22 protein-coding genes are annotated in these 22,913 nt (G+C 45.9%); 8 read left to right on the top strand and 14 right to left on the bottom strand.

Translation table 11 applies throughout. The features are described from left to right. Positions 1–155: 155 nt before the first annotated feature. Positions 156–518 (top strand): sulfite exporter TauE/SafE family protein, encoded by a 363-nt coding sequence (locus tag ACWQXP_RS06380; RefSeq protein WP_454062000.1) that lies wholly within the window; start codon positions 156–158, stop codon positions 516–518. A gap of 104 nt (positions 519–622) precedes the next feature. After that, positions 623–1,111, top strand: coding sequence for a YchJ family protein (locus ACWQXP_RS06375; RefSeq protein WP_454061999.1), 489 nt, complete (start codon positions 623–625; stop codon positions 1,109–1,111). Positions 1,112–1,448: 337 nt separating this feature from the next. Here ACWQXP_RS06375 and ACWQXP_RS06370 read toward each other — a convergent pair whose 3' ends face one another. From ACWQXP_RS06370 to ACWQXP_RS06325, 10 genes are all read right to left on the bottom strand, one after another. Next, entirely contained in the window at positions 1,449–1,838 is a 390-nt protein-coding gene (locus ACWQXP_RS06370; RefSeq protein WP_454061998.1) for a hypothetical protein, read from the bottom strand. 610 nt (positions 1,839–2,448) lie between these two features. Beyond that, positions 2,449–2,655 carry a hypothetical protein gene (locus tag ACWQXP_RS06365; RefSeq protein WP_454061997.1) on the bottom strand — a complete coding sequence of 69 codons (207 nt, stop codon included), beginning with the start codon at positions 2,653–2,655 and terminating at the stop codon, positions 2,449–2,451. A 270-nt stretch (positions 2,656–2,925) separates the two neighbouring features. Next, positions 2,926–3,723: a tryptophan synthase subunit alpha gene (trpA, locus tag ACWQXP_RS06360; RefSeq protein WP_454062994.1), complete on the bottom strand. Its 798-nt coding sequence runs from the start codon at positions 3,721–3,723 to the stop codon at positions 2,926–2,928. Positions 3,724–3,824: 101 nt separating this feature from the next. Then, positions 3,825–5,012, bottom strand: a complete 1,188-nt coding sequence (trpB, locus tag ACWQXP_RS06355; RefSeq protein ID WP_454062993.1) for a tryptophan synthase subunit beta — start codon at positions 5,010–5,012, stop codon at positions 3,825–3,827. Positions 5,013–5,075: 63 nt separating this feature from the next. Further along, positions 5,076–5,705, bottom strand: a complete 630-nt coding sequence (locus tag ACWQXP_RS06350; protein ID WP_454061996.1) for a phosphoribosylanthranilate isomerase — start codon at positions 5,703–5,705, stop codon at positions 5,076–5,078. Positions 5,706–5,738: 33 nt separating this feature from the next. Continuing rightward, on the bottom strand, positions 5,739–6,587 hold the full coding sequence (gene trpC, locus ACWQXP_RS06345) for an indole-3-glycerol phosphate synthase TrpC (RefSeq protein ID WP_454061995.1): 849 nt from the start codon (positions 6,585–6,587) through the stop codon (positions 5,739–5,741). Beyond that, positions 6,584–7,603, bottom strand: coding sequence for an anthranilate phosphoribosyltransferase (gene trpD / locus ACWQXP_RS06340; RefSeq protein ID WP_454061994.1), 1,020 nt, complete (start codon positions 7,601–7,603; stop codon positions 6,584–6,586). The genes trpC and trpD overlap by 4 nt, the downstream gene beginning before the upstream one ends. Before the next feature lie 37 nt (positions 7,604–7,640). Next, the gene (locus tag ACWQXP_RS06335) at positions 7,641–8,222 is read right to left on the bottom strand and encodes an anthranilate synthase component II (protein ID WP_454061993.1); all 582 of its coding nucleotides are present in this window, start codon (positions 8,220–8,222) and stop codon (positions 7,641–7,643) included. A gap of 93 nt (positions 8,223–8,315) precedes the next feature. After that, a complete protein-coding gene (gene trpE / locus ACWQXP_RS06330) occupies positions 8,316–9,812 on the bottom strand; it encodes an anthranilate synthase component I (protein ID WP_454061992.1) in 1,497 nt (498 codons plus the stop codon). A 169-nt stretch (positions 9,813–9,981) separates the two neighbouring features. Next, the gene (locus tag ACWQXP_RS06325) at positions 9,982–10,626 is read right to left on the bottom strand and encodes a LysM peptidoglycan-binding domain-containing protein (protein ID WP_454061991.1); all 645 of its coding nucleotides are present in this window, start codon (positions 10,624–10,626) and stop codon (positions 9,982–9,984) included. A gap of 273 nt (positions 10,627–10,899) precedes the next feature. Here ACWQXP_RS06325 and ACWQXP_RS06320 point away from each other — a divergent pair, with 273 nt between their 5' ends. From ACWQXP_RS06320 to ACWQXP_RS06295, 6 genes are all read left to right on the top strand, one after another. Beyond that, positions 10,900–11,844, top strand: a complete 945-nt coding sequence (locus ACWQXP_RS06320; RefSeq protein ID WP_454062992.1) for an AAA family ATPase — start codon at positions 10,900–10,902, stop codon at positions 11,842–11,844. Positions 11,845–12,026: 182 nt separating this feature from the next. Beyond that, positions 12,027–13,916 carry a hypothetical protein gene (locus ACWQXP_RS06315; protein WP_454061990.1) on the top strand — a complete coding sequence of 630 codons (1,890 nt, stop codon included), beginning with the start codon at positions 12,027–12,029 and terminating at the stop codon, positions 13,914–13,916. Between the two features lie 24 nt (positions 13,917–13,940). After that, positions 13,941–15,989, top strand: coding sequence for an NAD-dependent DNA ligase LigA (gene ligA, locus ACWQXP_RS06310; RefSeq protein WP_454061989.1), 2,049 nt, complete (start codon positions 13,941–13,943; stop codon positions 15,987–15,989). A 266-nt stretch (positions 15,990–16,255) separates the two neighbouring features. Beyond that, positions 16,256–17,287 (top strand): PEP-CTERM sorting domain-containing protein, encoded by a 1,032-nt coding sequence (locus tag ACWQXP_RS06305; RefSeq protein WP_454061988.1) that lies wholly within the window; start codon positions 16,256–16,258, stop codon positions 17,285–17,287. Positions 17,288–17,417: 130 nt separating this feature from the next. Further along, entirely contained in the window at positions 17,418–18,068 is a 651-nt protein-coding gene (locus ACWQXP_RS06300) for an IS1595 family transposase (RefSeq protein ID WP_454061220.1), read from the top strand. 335 nt (positions 18,069–18,403) lie between these two features. Then, positions 18,404–19,045, top strand: coding sequence for a class I SAM-dependent methyltransferase (locus tag ACWQXP_RS06295; protein ID WP_454061987.1), 642 nt, complete (start codon positions 18,404–18,406; stop codon positions 19,043–19,045). An 88-nt stretch (positions 19,046–19,133) separates the two neighbouring features. On the opposite strand, the gene ACWQXP_RS06290 is transcribed toward ACWQXP_RS06295, so the two are convergent. The 4 genes from ACWQXP_RS06290 to ACWQXP_RS06275 all read right to left on the bottom strand — a co-directional run bounded on the left by ACWQXP_RS06290 (position 19,134) and on the right by ACWQXP_RS06275 (position 22,700). Continuing rightward, positions 19,134–19,808 (bottom strand): SOS response-associated peptidase, encoded by a 675-nt coding sequence (locus tag ACWQXP_RS06290; protein WP_454061986.1) that lies wholly within the window; start codon positions 19,806–19,808, stop codon positions 19,134–19,136. Positions 19,809–20,120: 312 nt separating this feature from the next. Continuing rightward, the gene (locus ACWQXP_RS06285) at positions 20,121–21,728 is read right to left on the bottom strand and encodes a DUF2326 domain-containing protein (RefSeq protein ID WP_454061985.1); all 1,608 of its coding nucleotides are present in this window, start codon (positions 21,726–21,728) and stop codon (positions 20,121–20,123) included. Continuing rightward, positions 21,718–21,942: an ABC-three component system middle component 7 gene (locus tag ACWQXP_RS06280; RefSeq protein WP_454061984.1), complete on the bottom strand. Its 225-nt coding sequence runs from the start codon at positions 21,940–21,942 to the stop codon at positions 21,718–21,720. Before ACWQXP_RS06280 ends, ACWQXP_RS06285 begins: the two co-directional genes overlap by 11 nt. Beyond that, positions 21,939–22,700: an ABC-three component system protein gene (locus ACWQXP_RS06275; RefSeq protein ID WP_454061983.1), complete on the bottom strand. Its 762-nt coding sequence runs from the start codon at positions 22,698–22,700 to the stop codon at positions 21,939–21,941. The genes ACWQXP_RS06280 and ACWQXP_RS06275 overlap by 4 nt, the downstream gene beginning before the upstream one ends. Positions 22,701–22,913: the final 213 nt, after the last annotated feature.

Below are 22,913 nucleotides of genomic sequence, written 5' to 3'. Positions count from 1 at the left end.
CTGACAATAGATGAAATATGATATTGCTTGACGTGAAGATTGGATCTGCACCATTCAGTGAACACCTCTCAGAGCAATTAAGGCGGATAAAGAGATTTGAGTCGATAGCAAAGATCTAATTTGGCTATTTTTTCTTGTATCGGGAAAGGAGTTTTATGATGGAGATATCCTCTGTTGTAATGGTGGCGTGTGGAGTGGTTGTGGGGTTGGGGGCCGCCTTTACAGGCCTTGGCGGAGGATTTTTGATGGTTCCGCTCTTATTGTTTTTCGGGTTTACGGCACAGAAAGCCATTGGCACTTCGTTTCTTGGTATTTTGTTGATTGCCATCTCTGCACTCCTGGCCCAAAATAAACTGGCACATGTGGATTATAAAGTTGGCTTGTTACTAGGTGTCGGAGGTATTGTCGGTGCTCAGATTGGCACACATCTTCTTGAGCATGTATCAACGGATCAATTCAAAAAAATATTTGCTATGATACTGGTGATGCTTGGAGTGTATCTGTTTGTCAAAGACTAAGGGTGAAAGCCGTATGCCTTGCTTCTTGGTTCAACGAAATCCGTTGAGTGTTGTAGTGAGAATATTTTCTGTCGACCGGTATTCAAAACACAAAGGAGAAATGTATGCAGTGTCCGTGTCTAAGTGAAAAGATGTTTAAGGAATGTTGTGAGCCGATTATTAACGGTCAGCGGCAAGCGGAGACGGCCGAAGAACTCATGCGCGCTCGATATACGGCGTACACGCAGGTCAACATGGACTTTATTGAGAGAACACACGATCCCGAAACGAAAAGTGATATCGATATAGAAGCCAGCCGCGAATGGGCTGAGTCGACCAAGTGGATCGGGTTAGAAATTATTGAAACCCAACAGGGTGGGGTCAATGATGAACACGGGACGGTTCTTTTTCAAGCCACGTTTGAGACAAATGAAGGCCCACAACATCATCATGAGCTAAGTCAATTTACCAAACGAGATGGTACATGGTTCTTTACTGACGCCGCGGATCCAACTAACCAGACATTTGTCCGAAGTGAGCCGAAGATTGGCCGCAACGATCCATGTCCGTGTGGGAGTGGGAAAAAATACAAGAAATGTTGTGGGAACAACTAGGGGGAAGCTTGAATACAAGAGGCCCCCTTTGGGAGACGATCTGCTCTGTGGATTTATCGCTCCTGAATTGTCCTTGTTATTCGTACTTGTATCTCGCGTAAAGAGGCTTTTTGATTTTTACGAACTATAGCGAATGCAAATGATTGGTCGCAAAAACGCTTGGACACGATAGTTCCAATGATAGAAAGCTATCTCTACAATTTCAACGTTCGACTCTCAAGTCTTCTGATATCTTTATTACAGGTATCCAAGTCTTACTGACAAAGCGCGATTGCACACGACAGACGTTTGCAAGTTATTGGAACGGTTATAGAGTTCACGAGCGACGAGATATGGTTTAGGCTTTCGCTTCACCTTGCCAGAGCATCTCATAGCCAAGTTCTTTTGTGTCAGAGCACATCGTAGCAAGTGCCGAAAAGGTTTTGTTGAAAAGTTCGTCGGCATGGGATTGTTCATGCTCTTCGAATGATCGCCAATACGTCACAATGGCATAATGATCGTCTGTAGGGTTTTGGGAATCCAGAGAGCCTTTTTCTGACACGAACCCTGAAAACTTAAAGACCTGTCCGGCAATAAACCCCCCTTTGTCTCCCCCATACGTTTCCTTCACGACCATACACATTTCCCCTACAGCGAGTTCGACCTGCTCAAATGTCACCCCAGATTTGAGCGTCACGGTATTCATTAACATTTTTGATCCGAATGGGATCGTAATTGGCCCAAACATCGTATCCTCCTTTGTTTCGGTCAGTATGCGAAGCCCCTGGTATCAAGAGAGTCTCTGGAAACGAATGGAGACCTTCACCTATTATACGCGTATTGTGTCAATGATTCCGAACTCCTGAGGCGTACGATCCTGAGAATGCTGTAACTGAAGTTGACCTCAGGCTTAATAATTTGACGTCATGAACCGAAAGATACTGTAATCTCAAATGGAAGTGTCGCGATTATCATGAAGTATCGTCCTGCTCGTTGGATTCCCCCTACCTCACGCAGTACTCCCGTTGTGTGTACGCAGTGTGGGATTGAACATTTCTCGGTATTTTATATCTCGCACACCCTTGGTATCTCACAATGTGAGAACTGTCTACGGACAAAGAATCAGCCCGGTCCAACTTCCTCTCAGTAAACGTCACATCGACAGGTGTCGCCGTGGCTTGCCCCTTTCAATACATAAAGCTCAAGTATCACATGAGTATTTCAATGAAAATACTACTAAAGGAGTGATTGGATACGATGGACCGTGGAATACAAATTTAATGAAATAACTTGAGGCAAAGAAGAGAGGAGTAAGGTTTGTAGCGAGAGCGTGGAAAGCCTATGCTCTTAAATCGAGTCTAGTTTTCGAGATAAAGGCGGAGAGTGTTTTCATGGCCGAGCGTCACATGGCCGACTTTCGTTTCCCCGCTGAGAGAGCAGGTTCGTTTGATTGAAAGTACCACAGCCGGGCCATCATCACTTCGATACACGACATCATCTAACCGTATTTCTACAGCTTTGTCCTCATCTTCGGGGTCTAAATATTCTGAGTCATAGATAGACAAAGTCGCTCCTTCGGTTATGGCCATATCCAGATGTTGTTTGTGATAGGTCCAGATATATACAAAAGCAATGCCAGTCACGGTGAGGAATATCTCAAGCTCCGTTTTATTGGAAAACAACTGTTTAGGAAGCCAATTAGTCCTGGAAGTCGGCAGAGGTAGGAAAATTCGTATTTCTCTAGGCAAATTTAGGCAGGTTGATGTCGTTAGTTTTCGAGTGTGAACAAAAGTTGCCGATGTGAGGAATCCTCGAGACCAAGAATTCCTATCTTTTCACTGTATGCCGCGTTTTAAATTCAGAATGAAATTGCGAATGGTTTTCTGCACGTCGGGATTCTTGTGATATTCACTGATACGTTGTACAAGGGCACTCCCAATGATAACACCATCGGCAAATTCAGAGACTTCCCCGGCTTGTTTTGGTGTGGAAATGCCAAAGCCGACGGCCACAGGTTTACGAGAGGCTTTCTGAATTTTTCGGACATTCTTTTCGACGGTTTTCATGTCACTCAGTTTCGATCCGGTGATCCCTGTGATCGACACATAGTAAATGAATCCTTCGGTCCGTTTGATCACCTCTGCTTGGCGAGCATGTGTACTGGTTGGCGCTAAGAGAAAAATCACGATTGGCCCACCATACTTTGCGGAGGCCTGACATAAGACGTCAGATTCTTCGGGAGGCATATCCGGAACAATGACACCATCAATTCCAGCTTGGACGGCTTGAGCACAAAAATTTTCTTCTCCCATCGCCATGATGGTGTTGTAGTACGTCATCAAGATCAAAGGCACGCGGGTTTTCGTTCGAATCGTCTTGACCATGGTGAGGATGGCCTTCAGCGTTGTGCCTGATTGCAACGCCCTGTCTGCGGCTTTCTGTATTACCGGTCCATCGGCAATTGGGTCAGAAAATGGAACACCCAGCTCAATCAGATCTGCGCCGGCTGCTTCAAGTTCACACACAAGCGATTCCGTGATCGATAAGGAGGGATCTCCGGCCATAATGTATGGGATGAGCGCAGTCTTTCCTTCACGGCTAAGACGCTCAAATGTCTGTAGGATACGATTCATCATAAGTTCGTATCTCGTTGCTCGTAATTCACCGCTCGTGGAGTAAGAAGAGTCGTTTGTTGCTCGTCGTTCGTGTATCGTTCAGGAAGTTACGAGAATCATTACAACGGGATGCCGCGCATGCGGGCAATTTGCTGCACGTCTTTATCGCCTCGTCCTGAGAGATTCATAATGAGGACTTGGTTCTTTTTCATTGTTGGAGCCAATTTGATGACTTCGGCAACGGCATGAGCACTTTCGAGTGCCGGGATAATGCCCTCTTCTTGAGAAAGCAAATCAAACGCCGCCAAGGCTTCCTGATCCGTCGCCGAGGTATAGTGAATTCTTCCTGAGTCATGATGCAGGCTGTGCTCCGGACCAACGGCAGGATAATCTAGCCCCGCGGAAACAGAATGCGTTAGGTTGACTTGCCCATACTGATCTTGAAGAAGGTAGGTCATGGTCCCATGCAAGACTCCAGGCTTACCTCCAGAAAATCTGGCGGCATGCTTTCCACTCGTGAGTCCATCTCCACCTGCTTCGACTCCGACCATTTTGACTTTCGAATCTTTGATGAAGGGGTAAAACAGGCCAATGCTGTTACTGCCGCCACCCACACACGCAACCAGGCACTGCGGTAATTTTCCTTCAGCTGCCAATATTTGTTTGCGTGCTTCACGCCCAATGACTGATTGGAAGTCTCGAATCATCATCGGGTAGGGGTGAGCACCTAACACCGAGCCGAGAAGATAATGGGTCGTTTTAATATTGGTTGTCCAATCACGCATGGCTTCATTAATCGCATCTTTTAATGTCCGGCTTCCAGAATCAACCCCGGTGACTTTCGATCCGAGCAAGCGCATACGAAAAACGTTCAGCGCCTGCCGTTCCATATCTTCGGTCCCCATGTAAATTTCAGCCTCCATCCCAAACATAGCAGAGACGGTGGCCACCGCCACCCCGTGCTGACCCGCACCCGTTTCGGCAATGATACGGTGCTTCTTCATTCGGCGTGTCAGCAGTACTTGCCCGACAGCGTTATTGATTTTATGGGCACCGGTATGGCAGAGATCTTCGCGTTTTAAATAGATTTTTGCGCCGCCGAGTGTTTTGGTGAGCTTTTTGGCAAAGTAGAGTGGGGTTGGACGTCCAACATATTGCTTCAGATAGTCATGAAATTCTTTTTGAAATTCTCGATCTTTTCGAACTTTGAGGTAGGCCTGCTCTAGTTCCAGGATCGCTGGCATCAGCGTTTCTGGAACATACTGACCGCCATATTTACCAAATCGTCCGTGAGCGTCAGGAATCATAGTCATGAAAAGTGTTAATGGTGGAATGCCTAATCCAAAAAGTGAGTATAGCGGTGAAATCAATCAGGAGACAAGTTGAACGGCTTGAATGAAGGCTTGAACCTTTGTGTGATCTTTTTTGCCGGGAGCGGTTTCAACTCCGCTGCTCACATCCACGCCAGACGGGTGAACTTTTTGAATGGCTTCTTGGACATTCTCTGGTGTCAATCCCCCAGCCAATAAGATTGGAGCTGCCTTCGCGGCCTCAGCGGCCAAATCCCAATCAGCGACCTTTCCCGTTCCTCCATATTCGGACTCTGAGAATGCATCGAGTACAAATCCTTTGACCCCGGCACGGCCTTTGTATTCGGCCAGAGAAAGGAAGCTGCTGCGATCTCGTAGTCGAATACCTTTTAGCACAGGTCGGCCTAATGTTTCACAGTAGGCTGGAGTTTCGTCACCATGAAGTTGCGCAAGGACGAGTCCGCATTCATCCATCATATTCCGAACGATCGTGAGGGCTTCGTTCACGAATACTCCAATCGGCAATACACCTGGTGGAAGCTGGTGAACGATAGACTTCACGACGTTTACCTCAACAAAACGTGGACTTTGGGAATAAAAGTTAAACCCCAGAGCATCCGCTCCGGCACGCACTGCGACTTGCGCATCGTCGGCATTGGTGATGCCGCAAATTTTTATTTTGGGAATCATATGTGACGAGTCGACGTCAATGAGTTTTAAAGATTACACCCAGCGAGTCGTCGATTCACCGGGGTTTGATTCTGTTTGAAGTGCAGAGCGTAATGCCTGTATTTTTTCTTCAATGTCATCGGCGCGAATGAGTGATTCCCCGATTAACATGGCCTTGGCGCCGGCCTCTTTGATTTTAAGAACATCATCCCGTTTGTGAATACCACTTTCACTGACAATGAGTTTTTCGGCAGGGATACGCTTCGCGAGGCGTTCTGTCACACCAAGATCTGTTGAAAACGTCTTCAGATTACGGTTATTGATCCCAATCATTCTCGCATCGGGTACTCGTTCTAGAACCGTATCAAGTTCACGTTCGTCATGGGTTTCGATCAGGACGTCTAAATCCATGCCTCGCGCAATGCTGTAGAGGTCTTGCAACTGAATACGATCCAGGGCGGCGACAATCAGCAGCACGCAATCCGCACCATAGGCCCGTGCTTCATAGAATTGAATTTCCTCAAGCATGAATTCTTTGTTCAAGGTGGGGAGCGTGACCTGATCGTTGACGGACGCAAGATGGTCCAGGCATCCCTGGAAGTATTCCTGATCGGTCAGGACGGATATGGCTGAGGCTCCGGCTCGTTCGTACATTTTGGCAATGTCAACGGGATCAAATTTATGTTGAAACTCTGGACGCATGAGGCCTTGACTTGGGGAGGCTTTTTTGACTTCGGCGATCAGAGCCGGAGAGTCCTCGGTCATTCCAGCTTCTAGAGCGTCGATAAATCCCTTTGGAGAGGATCGATCAGCAATCCGTCCTTTGAGCTCAGCGATATACCCGCGACTCTGCTTATGTCGCAATTCGGCTTGTTTATGCTCAAGAATTCGATGAAGAATCATGATGTATGCTGCTGAGTAAACTGAACGAGTTTTTCCAACTTTTCATAGGCGGCTCCGCTGTCGAGTACGGTTGTCGCTTGTTCAAAGCCTTCTTTGAGCGTTTTGACTTTCCCGCAAGCCACAAATGCTGGAGCCGCATTGATGAGGATAATGTCACGTTTCGCGCTTTTTCGTCCGCGAAGAACTTCTCTGATAATGGCAGCGTTCTCCTCTGCTGTTCCACCCGTTAACTCCTGACTTTTGACGAGTGTAAGATCAAAGTCTTTGGGGCTAATCGTGTAACTTGAGACACGTCCGGCTTTTCCTTCAGAAATGTACGTTTGGTCGGTCAAGGTAATTTCATCGAGTCCGTCGAGTCCATGTAAGACGAAGCAGTGTTGCGTGCCGAGCCGAATCAAGACTTGCGCAAGCTTTTCCGTGAGTGATTTCTCGTACACCCCGAGGATTTGAATGGAGGCTTGTGCCGGGTTGGATAAAGGCCCCAAGATATTCATGAGCGTTCGAATACCCATTTCTGCACGCGGTTTGGCACAATGTTTCATGGCGCCATGATAGAGCGGGGCAAAGAGAAAGCCGATTCCAACCTCATTGATACAATCACTCATGCGATCGATTGGCAGGTCAATGGCGACTCCTAAGGCCTGTAACACATCGGCGCTTCCTGATCGGGATGAGACTGAGCGATTGCCATGTTTGGCGACGGTCATCTCACCTCCGGCAACCACGAAGGCTGCGGCTGTAGAAATATTAAACGTCTGCGCGCCGTCACCTCCGGTTCCGCACGTGTCTACAATCATTGGATCGGCAACGGGAACTCGTTGCGCGAGACTCCGCATCGCTTTGACGGATCCGCTAATTTCATCAACTGACTCGCCTTTTGCTCTCATGCCCATGAGGTAGGCCGCAATCTGCGCGTCCGATGCGTCTCCGCGCATAATGTGCAGCATCACCTCTTTGGCTTCTTGTTCAGAAAGATCTACGCCTTCGGCCAGCTTTGCTATGGCATCTTTCATCATGTGAGTTTCTCGTGCCTCAATCAAGATGTCCAGATTCTTAGTTATTAACGGGTATCGTCATGCGAATAAAGTTATGGAAAAGGTCTTTTCCTGAGGTCGTCAAGATAGATTCAGGGTGGAATTGTACCCCTTCCGCCTCGGTGTCTTTATGCCGAATCCCCATAATTTCCCCTTCGACTGTTTCGGCAGAGACTTCAAAGGTTTTCGGTAGGGTTTGGCGATTGACGATCAATGAATGATAGCGCGTCGCTTCAAATGGATTGGGGAGTCCGTGAAACAGAGTTTTCCCATCATGATGAACCATCGACGTTTTTCCATGCATCAAGCGATCGGCACGAATAATTTCACCACCAAACGCATAGGCCAGTGATTGGTGGCCGAGGCAGACCCCCAGGAGCGGGAGCCGCCCAGCAAAATGTCGAACGACTTCAACTGAAATGCCTGCTTCGTTTGGTGTGCATGGACCTGGAGAAATTAAGAGCCGTTCGGGGGCGAGTCGTTCAATCTCGGCAATCGAAATTTTGTCGTTTCGATAGACCTGAACATCAGCCCCTAATTCACCAAGATATTGGACGACGTTATACGTAAAGGAGTCGTAATTGTCGATGACGAGTAACATAATAATTTCGTGTAGCGTCAGACGTGAAATGTGAAGCGTAGTGAGCGATGCCTATGTACTTTCATATTGCCTTACACCATCTCCTGTACATTCTTAGTCCAATCCTTGCTCCGCCATTTCAATTGCACGCATCATTGCACCAGCCTTATTGCACGTTTCTTCATACTCGCTGGCCGGGTCAGAGTCTGCCACAATGCCAGCGCCGGCTTGAATATACGCTTGCTGATCTTTTATCACCACCGTCCGAATATTGATACAGGTATCCATCGTCCCCGAGAACCCAAAATACCCCACCGCTCCGGCATAGGGTCCACGTCTTGTGGGCTCTAATTCTTCAATGATTTGCATAGCACGAATTTTGGGTGCTCCGGAAACCGTGCCGGCCGGGAAACAGGCTTTCATGACATCATAGGCGGAATAGGGCGGCGCAAGTTCTCCAGTGACCTGTGAGACAATGTGCATGACATGAGAGTACCGTTCTACCGTCTTAAACGGATCAACCACGATGGAACCGGCTTTGGCGATCCGACCCACATCATTGCGTCCCAAATCCACGAGCATGATATGCTCTGCCAGTTCTTTGGCATCTGCGAGGAGTTCATCAGCGAGAGCTTGATCCTGTTCTTTGGATGTCCCACGACGACGAGTCCCGGCAATGGGACGGACTACAACTTGATGATCTTCACATCGTACAAGGACTTCAGGTGAAGCCCCAACGAGTTGAACACCCGCAATGCGTAAGTAAAACATATAGGGTGACGGATTAATGACACGAAGGGCACGATAAATTTCCAAGGGGTCAGATTTGATCGTTGTCTGCCATCGTTGAGAGATGACTCCCTGAACAATGTCTCCCGCTTGAATATATTCTTTTGTTCGTATCACCATTTTTTCAAAATGATCACGGCTCATATTGGACCTAAATCGCAAAGGAGATCTGCGATCTTGAGGCTTTGGACGAGACGCACGTTTTTTGAGCCGATCAATCATTTCGTCGATCCGGCTTTTGGCTTCCACATAGGCTCGTTTCAGTGCCGTTTTGCTGTGCGTGGTGATATGAGCGTTTGCTACAACTTTAATTGTGTGGGCAATATTGTCAAAAATGACGAGTGTATCGGTCAGTAAAAAGGCAAGCTTAGGGAGCTTCGTATCATCCTTGGGAACCTCTGGAATTGGTTCAAATGATCGAACGACATCATAGCCAAGATAGCCAACCGCTCCACCAAGAAATCGCGGAAGCCCAGGGACGGCGACGGGATGATAGGGGGCTAGCACTTGTTCAATATGCGCGAGGGGGTTGGACTCCATCGGCAGACGAGAAACGTGTTTGCCTTCCTTAATGATGATTTCATTGTCCTGTTCCCAGACGACGAGTTTGGCATGATTCCCTAAAAAAGAATATCGTGCCCAGTTTTCACCCCCTTCGATGCTTTCAAATAGATAAGCTGTTGGTCCAGAATTAATTTTCGAAAATGCCGAAACGGGTGTCTCGTAATCAGCGAAGATTTCGCGATAGAGCGGAATCAAGTTTCCTTGAGTGGCTAATTCGCAAAACTCTTCAAAACCTACTGAATAATAAGGTTTTTTCATCGATCAGACGGTACCACACGATTCGTTTTAAAATCAATGAATGACGCGGGTGGGCAGGATGAAGGATCGATAAAAAGAAAATGCCCCTGTGAATCCAAGACCGCATTCAACAGGGGCAAGGAAATTCTCGTGTGCCACGAATACACGAATCAATGCTAGATGTATATTCCTAGGGCCTACTAACGATAAGTTTTTGTCCCGGCGTGATGAGATTTCCAGGCAGGTTGTTCCAACTCTTCAGATCGTTCACGCTCACACCATGTTGTCGGGAAATACTAAATAATGTTTCACCTTTGGACACGGTGTGCGATTGTCCCGAGCCATCCATCATTGACGTGGCCATGGGGTCTTCTCCGAGGTCACCTCCGATATCGGCAAAGTCTGAATCCTTAAACTCGATATCTTCGAGTCCAAATTCTGAAATGGAAGGTTCAGAAAGTGTGAGGTCATCCGACTTGACGTCATCAATTTTTCCGTCACGGAGTCGAGTTAATTCATCTTGTGTGCTGGTAAATTGATCACGCATGGCATCAATCTCAGCGGTTAAGTCACGGTTTTGGGATTCTAAGGTTGTGAGTTCGCGTTGGGTTTCTTGATATTTCGCATTCACCTCACCGGTTCGTTTTTCTTCTTGAGCCAGGAGTCTTTGGAAATTGAGTGCTCGTGCTTTTTCTGCTTCATATTTTTCACTGCTGACACATCCGCTTAAAAGTCCGCCAAACAAAACCACGCTACCGATGATTCGCAATGTGTGACTCAATTGAACAGGCATGCGAGAGAGCGGTGTTGTACTTATCACAGGTGATACCATCATGCACATTCCTCCAATGTTGAAGTCATCGACTGAATTTTATTATCCAGGAATTTTGGTCATGGACTGTAGGTATGAATGGACAAATCCTGAACGAAGGTACTATCTCTAAAAGAATAGTGTGGGTTGTAAGTAATGTCAAACATTTACGACGCCAAAATGATGAAACAACTCCGCTTCATTTGAGGAGTTTGACCCTTGTAATTTTCCTATGCTACTTTTGATTTTCCCCTTCGATCTTTAGGTGATCCTTCGTTTGAGTATGACAGGTTTATGATGAATACCCCGCACGTGTCACGGACTCAGGTTGTTGACCAAGTCACCCTTCGGCTCGCCCAACCGATTCCACTTAATCAGGAGTGGATCGGAGATCGTGAGCTGCTCCAGCAACTGTTGGCTTGTTGGTTGGTGGTAGATCCGCGAGACCTGCCATTGTCTCCTCGTATCACCGGACAGCCTGGCGTGGGGAAAACGACGCTGGCCATGTCTGCGGCCAAAGAAAAGAAACAAGATCTCTATATATTTCAATGTACTGCCGATACGCGACCGGAAGACCTTCTCGTCTCTCCGGTAATTTCAGAGGGAGGCACCATCTCCTATCAGGCGTCCCCGCTGGTGACGGCGATGCTGACCGGAAGTGTCTGTCTGTTGGATGAAGGCAACCGCATGAATGAAAAAAGTTGGGCATCACTCGCCCCTTTGCTTGATTATCGACGGAGTGTCGAATCGATTATTGCCGGCATTCAAATCAAAGCCCATGACCATTTTCGATGTTGCATTACGATGAATGAAGATGCCTCGACGTATGAGATTCCCGATTATATCCTTTCACGATTACAACCGACCTTAAAGGTCGAATTCCCCGCCCGCGATCATGAACTGGCGATCCTGCACTATCATCTGCCGTTTGCTCCAGCCGATATTCTTAGTCTGACTGTTGATTTTCTTCAGAAGGCTCACGAACTCGACTTGGAGTTTTCTGTCCGTGATGGGATCCATATGGTGCAATATGCGCTGAAGCGATTGGCGCAAGACTCCTCCCATCCCCTCGGTCAGGATGAGGCCTGGAAGGAAGCGCTGACAAAGGTGTTGGGGGAGGAAGCCTTGGACCTTGATTCACTTGCGCGTCGCCGAAGCCGCGCAATCGGCAATGAATCCACTCCAAAGGGATTGGGCGACTTTTTCTTTGATGAAGGGCATCCTCTTCATCCGGATCAGTAGTGCACAAGAAAAACGTATCTCGTCGTTCGTATTTCGTGTGAGGAGTCTTTTTAGGCATCACAAACGATAAATTGTCTTTTCTCTTTTTTCTTTAGCGAGACACGAAAAACGAGCAACGAGCGACGTTCCAAGTCTGCTCTCAGGCTTTTCTAGACGATCTTCTCTCAATAGCACAGGCGAATATGATATCTGACAAACAGGTCACGGAAACTGTTTTTCAATTATCCCCGCGCATCTCGCTGTTGCCGATACGTCACGGGAGTGGCGATGTGGCACAAGAAGTTCGAGAATATCTGTTGACGAAAAAACACGTGGACTGTGTTGCGATTCCTCTTCCACCATCCGTGGAAGATGTTCTGGAATCAGCCATTGCCAATCTCCCCTATATTCAATTAGTTCTTATTCCCGAAGCCAGAGAAGACGCGACCTATTCCTATATTCCAATCGATCCCTGTCAGGCGGTCATTATGGGCATTCGTGTGGCGCTCATCGAAGGTATTCCCCGTGCATATATCGATCGAGAGGTCTCACGTTTTGAGCCATCGGCCTTTTCGACTGCTGACCCCTATGCGCTCAAACACGTGTCCTTGGCCTCCTATGGAGCCGCCATGCTGCCCTCCATTCCAGCCCCTACGACCGGCACGCAACGCTGGCAACGTATTGCTTGGATGGCCTTTCGTCTTCACGAACTCGAACTCTATTACGAATCAATCGTCTGTCTGTGCTCACTAGAAGATTGGCCCTGGATACGAACGGCTTATCAGAGCCGTGCGCCGTATGACGCGCCTGACACGCTTCAGGGAAGACCGGAGTCCTATGCGGTTCAGCTTGAGTCACTCTATTTTGTGTTGGGTGAGCTTCCGTTTGTGACTGAGCTGTATGAAACGCGCAGGCAGGAAGCCCGAGCTGATACGCATCTTTCCATTGATGGCATCAAAGAGTTGCTTCTTGAAACGCGGACCGAATGGCTCAGGACTTGGCAGGCCAATAGCGCACAAGAATCAAATTGGGTTACTCCACAGTTGTTACAAATGTATTTGCAATATGTGAGAAATCTCTCTCTCTTACATCGTCGATTAACTCCTGATTTGTATACATTAGTTTTAGCAGCCAAACAGCTGGCAGGTGATGAGTTCGCGCTCACGCTGTTAGATACGGCCAAGCACTATCGATTTCAAGAAGTACGCGTGCCTCCGTGGAGCCTACCCGCTATTTCGGTTGGACTCGGAGAAATTCAGTTTCCAGATGGAACGGTGAGCAAAGCCAAAAACCGTTTAGCCGGCGAACGTCTCGAATGGAAATCGCTGTCGTTGCGACCGGCACCGCCAAAACGGAAGAAACGGAATTGGGCGTTTCAATGGAATCCGTTTGGACAATGTTCCTGGCCTCCGGAAGACGATAAAATTGAATCGTTTTCCGCACATGTTCGTCAGCAAGCGAAATCTCTTTTGGGTGCCGAGTTGGCCAAAGCCGAAAAATTTACGACTTCGCTGCGTGACGGGATTGACATTCGCGAGACACTGCGACATTCCATTACCAGGAAATCACAAAATCTTGAAATTTACGTCAAAGATCTTCCCCCTTCCCGTGGGACGCTTGAAGTCATTGTGTTTCTCTTTGAAATTCCGGCCGATGCAGAGAAATTTTCATGGCAAGCGACGTGGTATGCAGAACATGAAGAAGAGTCGACGTTGTGCTTTTTTGCGACACCATTTTTGGACAATATGATTGGTCCAGGAATCGGGCAGTCTCAATATGGGGGAACCATGTTTTTGTTTCCTCCCAGACCGATACCCGATATTTGGACAGACCCGCAACTCGACTTCACGCGTACATTGGAAGAACGACTCATTGCCGGCGCCTGCCGCCATTCACAAGAGATCCATGTTGCACTCGTCTCGCCGATTCCGCCAAAGGCCCGATGGCGACAAATTGCTCGAAAATTTGGGCGAAAACTGATTCCCATCCCTCTGAGCCGGTTTTCAGGACAGACGGTGAACCGACTTCGACAATTTCATGTCCTCAACGGTCATGACATTCGTAGTTACGCCTCTCAGTTCATTCGGGACTAGGTTGATTAGGTCGGAGCCATCAGAATGTCATCCAAGAATTCAACAGAGATTCCTGAATCTGTTTTGACGCGAATTCGGGAACTCCGAGAAGAAATTCACCATCATGACCGTCTGTATTACCTGAAAGACCAACCTGAGGTTTCGGATTCAGTCTACGATCAACTATTCAAGGAACTCCAAGATCTTGAGGAACGGTTTCCTAATCTGGTTAACCCCGACTCGCCAACCCAACGAGTGGCGGGTGTCCCCTTAGATAAATTTGAAAAGGTCCAGCATGAATATCCCATGCTCAGTCTTGATTCACATGTCAAGAAAGAGGATGTTCAGGCATTTGATCAACGAGTCCGTCGTGAACTTGACGTCGAGATGGTCGAATACACGGTCGAACCAAAATATGATGGTCTCTCAGTTGAGCTGGTATATGATTCCGGGAATTTTATCCGCGGATCGACTCGCGGGGATGGAAGGATTGGGGAAAATATCACGATGAATTTGCGCACGATTCGCGCTCTTCCCCTCCAATTACTGAACGTGTCTGCTGTTCCGTCACAACTTGTGATTCGAAGTGAAGTGTATATTCCGCTTAAAGACTTTCATGCCCTCAATCAGCGTCTCACCGAAGAAGGGGAAGAACCTTTTGCGAATCCGCGAAATGCCGCCGCGGGTTCACTGCGACAGTTAGATTCTCGCCTTACGGCAAGTCGGCCCCTGACGATCACCTGTTACGATCTCAAATTGCAACAAGGTGATCGTCCTTCTTCGCATTGGGACGCGGTCTCAAAGATAGGGGAATGGGGATTGCCGATTCCGGAACATCGACAACGTTGCCGATCAATTGATGAGGTGATGGCCTTTCATGTCGACATGGAGTCGCAGCGGGATCAATTACCCTTTGAAATCGATGGAATTGTTGTGAAAGTCGATCGCTATGACTGGCAACAGGCACTTGGAGAAAAATCACGAAGCCCGCGTTGGGCAATGGCGTTTAAATTTCCACCACGTAAGGAAATGACTAAGGTTCATCGCATTATGGTCTCAGTGGGACGGACAGGGGCACTCACACCGATCGCGATGCTGAATCCCGTTGAAATAGGTGGTGTGACCGTGAGTCGGGCGTCACTCCATAATATTGATGAGGTCGCACGCAAAGACATTCGGCCTGGCGACACGGTCAAGGTTGAACGGGCAGGGGATGTGATTCCCGATGTGGTGGAACGAATTGACATTCCTGGAGAGGTTCGCGCAGAGCCTTTTACTCCACCAACTGCCTGCCCAGTGTGTCAGTCCCATACGATTCAAGAAGGCCCGATTCTATACTGTACGGGGCAAACCGTTTGCCCGGCTCAATTAAAAGGGGCGCTCGAATTGTTTGCCTCAAAAGGTGCGCTCAACATTGATGGACTTGGGAAGAAAACGGTGGCCCAATTGGTTGACCAAGGTTTCGTCAAGGATTTAGCCGACTTTTACACTTTGACGAAAGATCAACTGTTATCGCTCGAAGGGTTTGCTGAAAAGTCTGCCACACAATTATTGGCAGGTATAGAAAAGAGTAAACAGGTGCTGTTATCGCGATTCATTTTTGGACTAGGCATTCGAAATGTCGGCGTACATATCGCTCAGGTGTTAGCCCGGCACTTTGGGTCATTAGCGAGGTTGAGCAAAGCAGAAAAAGAAAAACTTCAACAAATACATGAAATTGGTCCGGAGATCGCAGCGAGCGTGGACAGTTTCTTTCAAGAACCTCAAAACCTTTCTGTGCTGCAACGCATGGAAGAGTTGGGCGTGACAGTTGAAGAACTCGATACCGTAAAAATTTCTACCGATCAGCCATTAGCCGGAAAAATCTTCGTCCTTACCGGAACTCTGGAAGGTTTCACGCGACTAGAAGCGAAGCAAAAAGTTGAATCCCTTGGTGGCCGTGTGACCTCGAGCGTCAGCAAGCAAACCGATTATGTTGTAGCAGGAACTGAGCCTGGTTCGAAGCTTGACAAGGCTCAAGCGTTAGGCTTAACCGTATTAGATGAAGCAGGTTTCAGCGCATTATTAGTGGAAAACGTTTCTTCCGCTTCGTAGTTGTTTGCTCTACCCCTCATTCTGATAGTACTTCCCTCTAAGTATGACCATGCGTCGAGGTGTGACTCCATTTCTCATCTCTGGAGGAGTATGATCGGGATGTTCTGACAGTCGTATTTCAGGAATATCAAATCAATAGTCGCCTGAGCCTGAAAGCAGAAGTCAAAGGTATGAGGAATCATACGATGTTTGTTAGCTTGATGAAGCAGGATATATCATTCTTTATTGATTTATGGCTTAATTTTACTTTTTTCAAGGAACACTATATGAAAAATGCTAATTCTATCGTTATGACTCTGTGTGTCTTTCTGTTGATATTATCCGAAACGAACTCATCGTATGCCATGACGATGTTTGGGAACACAGGACTTTCTGGAGGGTTCCGGTGGGATGCTGATTCAAGGCATGTTCATGATTTAGAACGATCGTTGAGTGGTGGACTGCGTTACTCTCTCCAGACTGGGTCATATGCAGGATACAGGGATCTTTTCTCATGGCAAGGGGAGCCACCGAGTGTGACTGATTTTCAACATGCGATCGAAGATGCTTTTGCTGCATGGACGGTAGATGATCCTGTTTCCGGATTGGGATCAGATTTGTCTTTTGTAGCCGATTTGGAGACGCCGGCTGTTGGAACTGGGTTTGGTCGTGTGAACATTGCTGGTGCTGAAATTGATTTACTTGCAGCTACGGATTCGGTCTTGTGGGATCAGGGAGATTTTGGACAAAGAGGAGAGACGTTTTTTAATGCTGTTGGCGGTGGTGTCACGTTGACATCGGGAACGATTAGTTATAATGGCGGTGCGATATCGGGAGCCGATATCACGATCAATAATAATCCTCAAGCTGCGTACTCTCTTGATTTCTTTCAGCTTTTGTTGACCCACGAAATCGGACACTCGGTCGGGTTGGGAGATGTTGAATTTACTCTCAACCCTGGGGTCTTCATTGATGACAACTTTGATGGACGTTCCAGTGTAACCGCACTGAATACACTAACCAATTCTTGGGCAGGCCTGGTCGATCCGTTTGCTCCAAGCGCGTCGCCGTTATCTCTATTCGATGTCCCTGATGCCGATCCTGGAATTGATACACCCGGTGTTAACATTCTTATGGAAAGTGCAATCCCAGATGTCTTCATCGGCAATCCGACTCCGTTACAAAATGATGATTTTGGAGGTCGCCAATTCTTGTATCCATTTGTGTCTTCGACAGTCATACCAGAGCCCTCTACCATATTACTGTTCGCCACAGGGTTGATTGGCCTTTTTGTGTATCGCTGGAACTGGAGATCATGAGAGTAGAGAAAAGGCTGATCCTTGTTGGGACGCAAAGTTAGAACCCAATGTTCTAAATGATGGAGTAAGAGCAAGTGATAAAAAAAATCTAGGGGCTGTCGTAGATAACGAAGACTATCTATGATGGCGTATGAGCGTAAAGCGTTGCAAATTAACGAAGAAAACGCAAAGAAAGCTTCTTGAGTTTTTTGTGTTGGAAGTCACGGCTCGTGCGGCCGCAGACCTTCTGGCGCTTCAGGCGAATACGACGACGTTGTTTTATCGAAAAGTTCGAGTGCTCATTGCGGAGAAACTCGAGGCCGCCGCCTCAGAGGTCTCGGGAGAGATTGAGTTGGATGAAAGCTATTTTGGTGGAGTTCGGAAAGGCAAGCGTGGACGAGGGGCGGCAGGAAAAGTTCCGGTGTTTGGCATCCTAAAACGAGGTGGGAAGGTCTATACTCAGATTATTGCTAACACGCGTACCGACACACTGATGCCGATTATCCGCCGTAAAATCCAGCCTGATAGCATTGTGTACACCGATAGCTATCGTTCGTACAATGCCTTAGATATCTCCGAATTTAAGCATTACCGGATTAATCATTCTGCCGTGTTTGCAGAGGGACGCAATCATATCAATGGGATTGAGAATTTCTGGAACCAAGCCAAACGTGTGTTACGCAAATATAATGGCATTCCGGCCAAGCACTTCTACTGGTTCCTAAAAGAATCAGAATTCAGATTTAATTATGGGTCCCACCACCAACAATTTATCACCCTGAAACGGTGGTGCAGGTTATAACTAATCTACGACAGCCCCAAAATCTATTCTGCTGTAGTAAAATCAGAGTTGAGTGCGAAATTCATCATGACTTGATTAGTCATCGTTGTAACTGTTTGGGTTAATGCGGCATTCGGGAATTGGCAAGGAAGGGTTCAACTGACCGTCCTCTTTTCGGAAAATAGAAGACAGCGATGGGTGCGGAAGATCGGCCTATATACAACGTAGTTTTAGGTCTCTGGTAGAAGCCCTCTATTTTCCTACATATTGGGTAGCGTAGCTATCGAAATAATAGATTGATAAAACTCTATAGTTATTCATTGCCAAAGATGTAAGCCTTTTGATCAGGACTTCAGATGAGAGCGAAACGATTACAATTAATCGATCAAAAAAGAACAGATGTTTTGCCCCTTGAGATTGATTTTGTTTCTGGCAAAACGGCGTATCGCAGAAAATATGGTCATACTGGTGGCGAAGCCATAAGTCGGGCTGTGGGGATTAAAAAAGGCCATAGGCCGAATATTGTGGATGCGACCGCTGGCCTAGGACGTGACGCCTTTGTGCTCGCCACGATGGGATGTCAGGTGCATATGATTGAACGATCAGACGTCATCGCCAAATTACTTGATGGTGCCTTACGCCGTGCAATGGAGGATGAAAAAATTGGTGCATTGATAACGGAGAATGTCTCGCTGACATGTGGAGATAGTCAGCAGGCTCTATTCCAAGTCCCGTTTGAGCCCGAGGTTATCTATCTTGACCCTATGTTTCCTCCGAAAGAAAAATCGGCCTTAGTAAAAAAAGAGATGAGAATGTTGCAAGAAATTGTGGGAAAAGACGCAGATGCCGATGAGCTATTGAATGTTGCGTTGTCGAAGGCCACCAACCGTGTAGTCGTGAAACGCCCCGCCTCTGCCAATTTTCTGGCAAACATGACACCGCAGACGTCAATAAAAACCAAAAAATACCGCTTTGATATCTATTTGGTGAAAAAGTAATCTGAATTGTTATGGGTACGTCAGACGATCTAGGTTGCGCAGGTTTCGAGATGAGACACAACCCATCGTTTTTCGACCTATGACGCGACTACGTCAACGGTTGGATGCATTCAACGCGATTATTCGTCGGACTATTCACCATCGTACTGACCGGGTACGCTTCCATCTCGTCGTTATTACGATATGGACCCAAGACCGGGTTGAGAGTGATTGGATCGCTGACAGTCGAATCGAGCCATCGATCGTAGTAACTCGGTTCGAGTATGACCGGCATACGGTGATGAATCGACTCCATAAACGCATTGGGTCCGGTCGTGACAATCGTACACGATTCAATCGGTTCCTTCGTGGCCTTATCGTTTCGCTCCCATAAGCCTGCAAACGCAAACGAGCGTTGATCTTTGAAGCGAATGTAGTACGGTTGCTTCCTCTTGCCCTCGCGTTTCCATTCGTAATAGCCATGCGCCACGATCAAACAGCGACGCCTCTTAAACGCGGAACGAAAGGAAGGTTTCTCGGCAACCGTTTCAGATCGTGCGTTAACCATCTTGTTCCTAATCGAAACGTCCTTTGCCCACGACGGAACGAGTCCCCATTTGAGGAGTGTACATTCTCGATGCTCGTTTTCTGGTGCGTTGCGAACACACGCGACCATTTGACTTGGAGCGATGTTGTAGCTGCTCGCTACCTTAAACGTAAGCTTGGCATTTAAAATCAGTAAGAGGTCTTCGATCTTTTCAAGTCGGACATACCGACCGCACATGATAGTAGTTACCCTTCAATTATGACTGTGTAACTGAATAGCTTATTGAAGTTCATCGTCCACTCTCTGAAGTTTACTAAAGCGACAGGTTAAGGAGGCATCTTACTCACTCAACATTTTGTCAGGTTTCGGCCCAGGCTGTGTGAAAACTCCGTATAAAATTTGGAGCTAAAAATTTAGCCTTCGAGGATCGCTTGTATACGACGATCTCTGTATAAGCAAGAGGTGAGGCACCCGCTGAATCCAGAAAATTTCGAGTTTTCACACAGCCTGGGCCAGAAGCGGACATTCAAAATTCAACTAAATGTGTGACTATTTCCGCCAATCTTTTATATAAAGAACCTCGGAATTGGTAACCTGAATAGCTTTCTGCTTCAGCAATTTCTTTGCTGCTTTTGTCCCATACTTATTGACTTCATCAATTGCTATAAAGGACTGCTTGCCAATTGATTCATACAAATTAACCAGCTTTGCCACAGCTTCATTCTCAATGTTTTTAAAAAGTACGGAATCGTGAATTACAAACGGCAGTTTAGTATCTTGAAGAATTGCGAGATCTAATAAAATTAGATTGGAATAAGCTTTTCCCGTTCCAGTGTCTTCAATGGCTTTGAAGGTGTAACTGTTTTGTCGTAAGGAAATAGTCGGACTTCGCCTGTCTTCGCTGTATATCATGCTGACATACTTTCTTGTCTTGTTATTTATGACATCTTCAACTAGCTTAAGAACTCTGAGTTTTTCGATAGTCAATGCATTCTTTGATTCTTTGTGTTCACTCTTAACACGCTCATCGGTTTCAAAATACTGTATCTCTGACGATGTACTTGCGTGATTACTTGCTAGATCATGCACTCGATCAATTATAGCGCTCGGGTTTTCTACATTAGATAATGTTGAAGAAATATGAAAATCAATATCATGTATTTCCGAATTAATTGACTCTAGGGTCTCGGATAGTTCGTTTTCGCTCTCTCTTAACTCATTTTTTAAAATATTAGATATTTTTGAGTGAAAGTCCTCAACTTCAGAAACCCTAGCTACATTAATGTCTGGGAAAAATTGCATTAACTTTGTGAAAGTTTTACTTTTAACATGTTTATTTTTTGATAAGTCATCCCTGACCCTAATCAAGCGGCTCTCTACTCTGAATTTTTCAGACAACAATTTATCTTTTTTAATCTTTAATTCTAAAATTTCACGATTTGCAATTTCCCTTATATTGCCTGCATACCTCTTTAAGTTTGCTTTAATGTCCTCAATTTCTTGATCTATGCCATGGAGTTTTTGGATATTTTCTTTGTATTGTTGTTTTGAGACTTTTGGTATCAGGTGTTGTTTGAAGGCTTTTCCTATAGTCAATTTCTCTTCACTAATGTTTTTGTAGCTATCAGATAAAATTCGAATAGTTTCATACTTTCCGTATATTTTTAAAATATTTTCGATGCAGTCAGATGAACGCTGCTTTTTAAAACTATGGAGTGGCTGATTTACATCTAAATTTTCTTTCCCCCAGACTCGCGAAAACAACGATACAAATGATCTGAATGTGAGATCAAAATCCTCTAATACATAAGCCTTCTTTAGGAAAGCCTTGTACTCGTCTATTGTTATGGGCTCATCTTCTTCAAAAGCTTCATTACACTTGAAAACGAGAGCTGGCTTAAAGGTGCCTCGCTTAAAGCAATAATGTTTAGACTCGAACATAAATTTAAAGAGATAGTCATGATGCCCAAGTTCCTCTATAACATCACTATTATGTTCCAAAAAACTGTCACCACCAAATACGTAATCTACAATCATTAATAAAGTTGATTTTCCAATTGAGTTAGTGGCCACATTATCACCCAATACAACATTTAATCCCCCATGAAAGGAAACCTTCTTTTCTCTGAATTTGTCGCACCGCAATTCAAGCAACATATCGGACAACCTTTTTATCAATATCTAACTCAATCTTTCCAAGAACGAAAAGGACATCCAATGCAAGAATGAATTCACCGACATCAACGAATTTGCCAACCTTCATTTTCATGAGATCTGACACAGTTATTTCTATAACGTCATCAAGAAGAAGATGGCTTACTTTCCCCAAAGTTGACTCATCGAGCGAAGAAAACTTATCCGGCATAATCATTCAAATACCTCACAATTTTGAATAAAAAAGGACGCAAGTATCTCCGCAGCATCTAACGTTTGTGGGTTTGTCTTAGCGTGAATCCAAGAAACAATATTTTCGAAAATGACCTGCTGACTGAATCCCATGTCTTTTTGTTTCAGGTAGTAAGTTTTAATTTGCAACGAAATTAAATCAGAACGGTCATCGTCCGATTGATTTAGGGAAGAAAATCTATCTTTCAAAGACACGTAATATTCTCTTACATTATTTTTAATTTTTGATTGAGTTGGCCGAGATGCACTGCCATCAAACTTGTCATCTACTTTTTTAGGGGAAAATTCAATTTCTGAATCAACTACCAATTCTGGGTCCTGATATATAGCATTAATCATTGCAGAAATTTCTTTTTCAATTTCATAACGCTTCCACAATTCTTCCTGCCGGCTGCGTTCCAGTAAATTCTTTTTTAATTGAAAAAGATGCCTATATTCTTCCACAGTTCGCGGTTTATCAAATTTTCCATGGCATATCCGGCACAAAGGAATGACATTATTTTCATCATTTACATCTTCGCTGAGCCTCTCTTCTCCAGCCAGCAAGTTAATTTCATTTTGTGTTGGATTTAAAGGGTATATATGAGCTATTTCATAAATCTTATAGGATCTCCCATTCTTTTTATAGAATAGCGGCTCTAAGCATAAAGGACACAGTCTATTTACTTGAGAGACAAGAGCAACGTTTTGTGCATCACCGTATTCTTTCCTTGTTTTCATCATCAATAACTATCTACTTTTAATGCAAAAATCTATATTTAATCTGCGAGCAACTCTATTTACTCACATAGGTACATTCAGTTTATATGTGGCCGCTTTGGGTCGTAAGCGGTCTACTAAATCTTTTCAGGAGTAGATGGACGAGTAAAAATAGCGGCTCACAAGTCCTGGGATTTGACTGAAATAATACAGGATCTCGCTTATTAATCAAGGCTA

This window comes from Candidatus Nitrospira salsa, from assembly GCF_965152625.1.
This window is presented reverse-complemented; position numbering and strand designations above follow the sequence as displayed.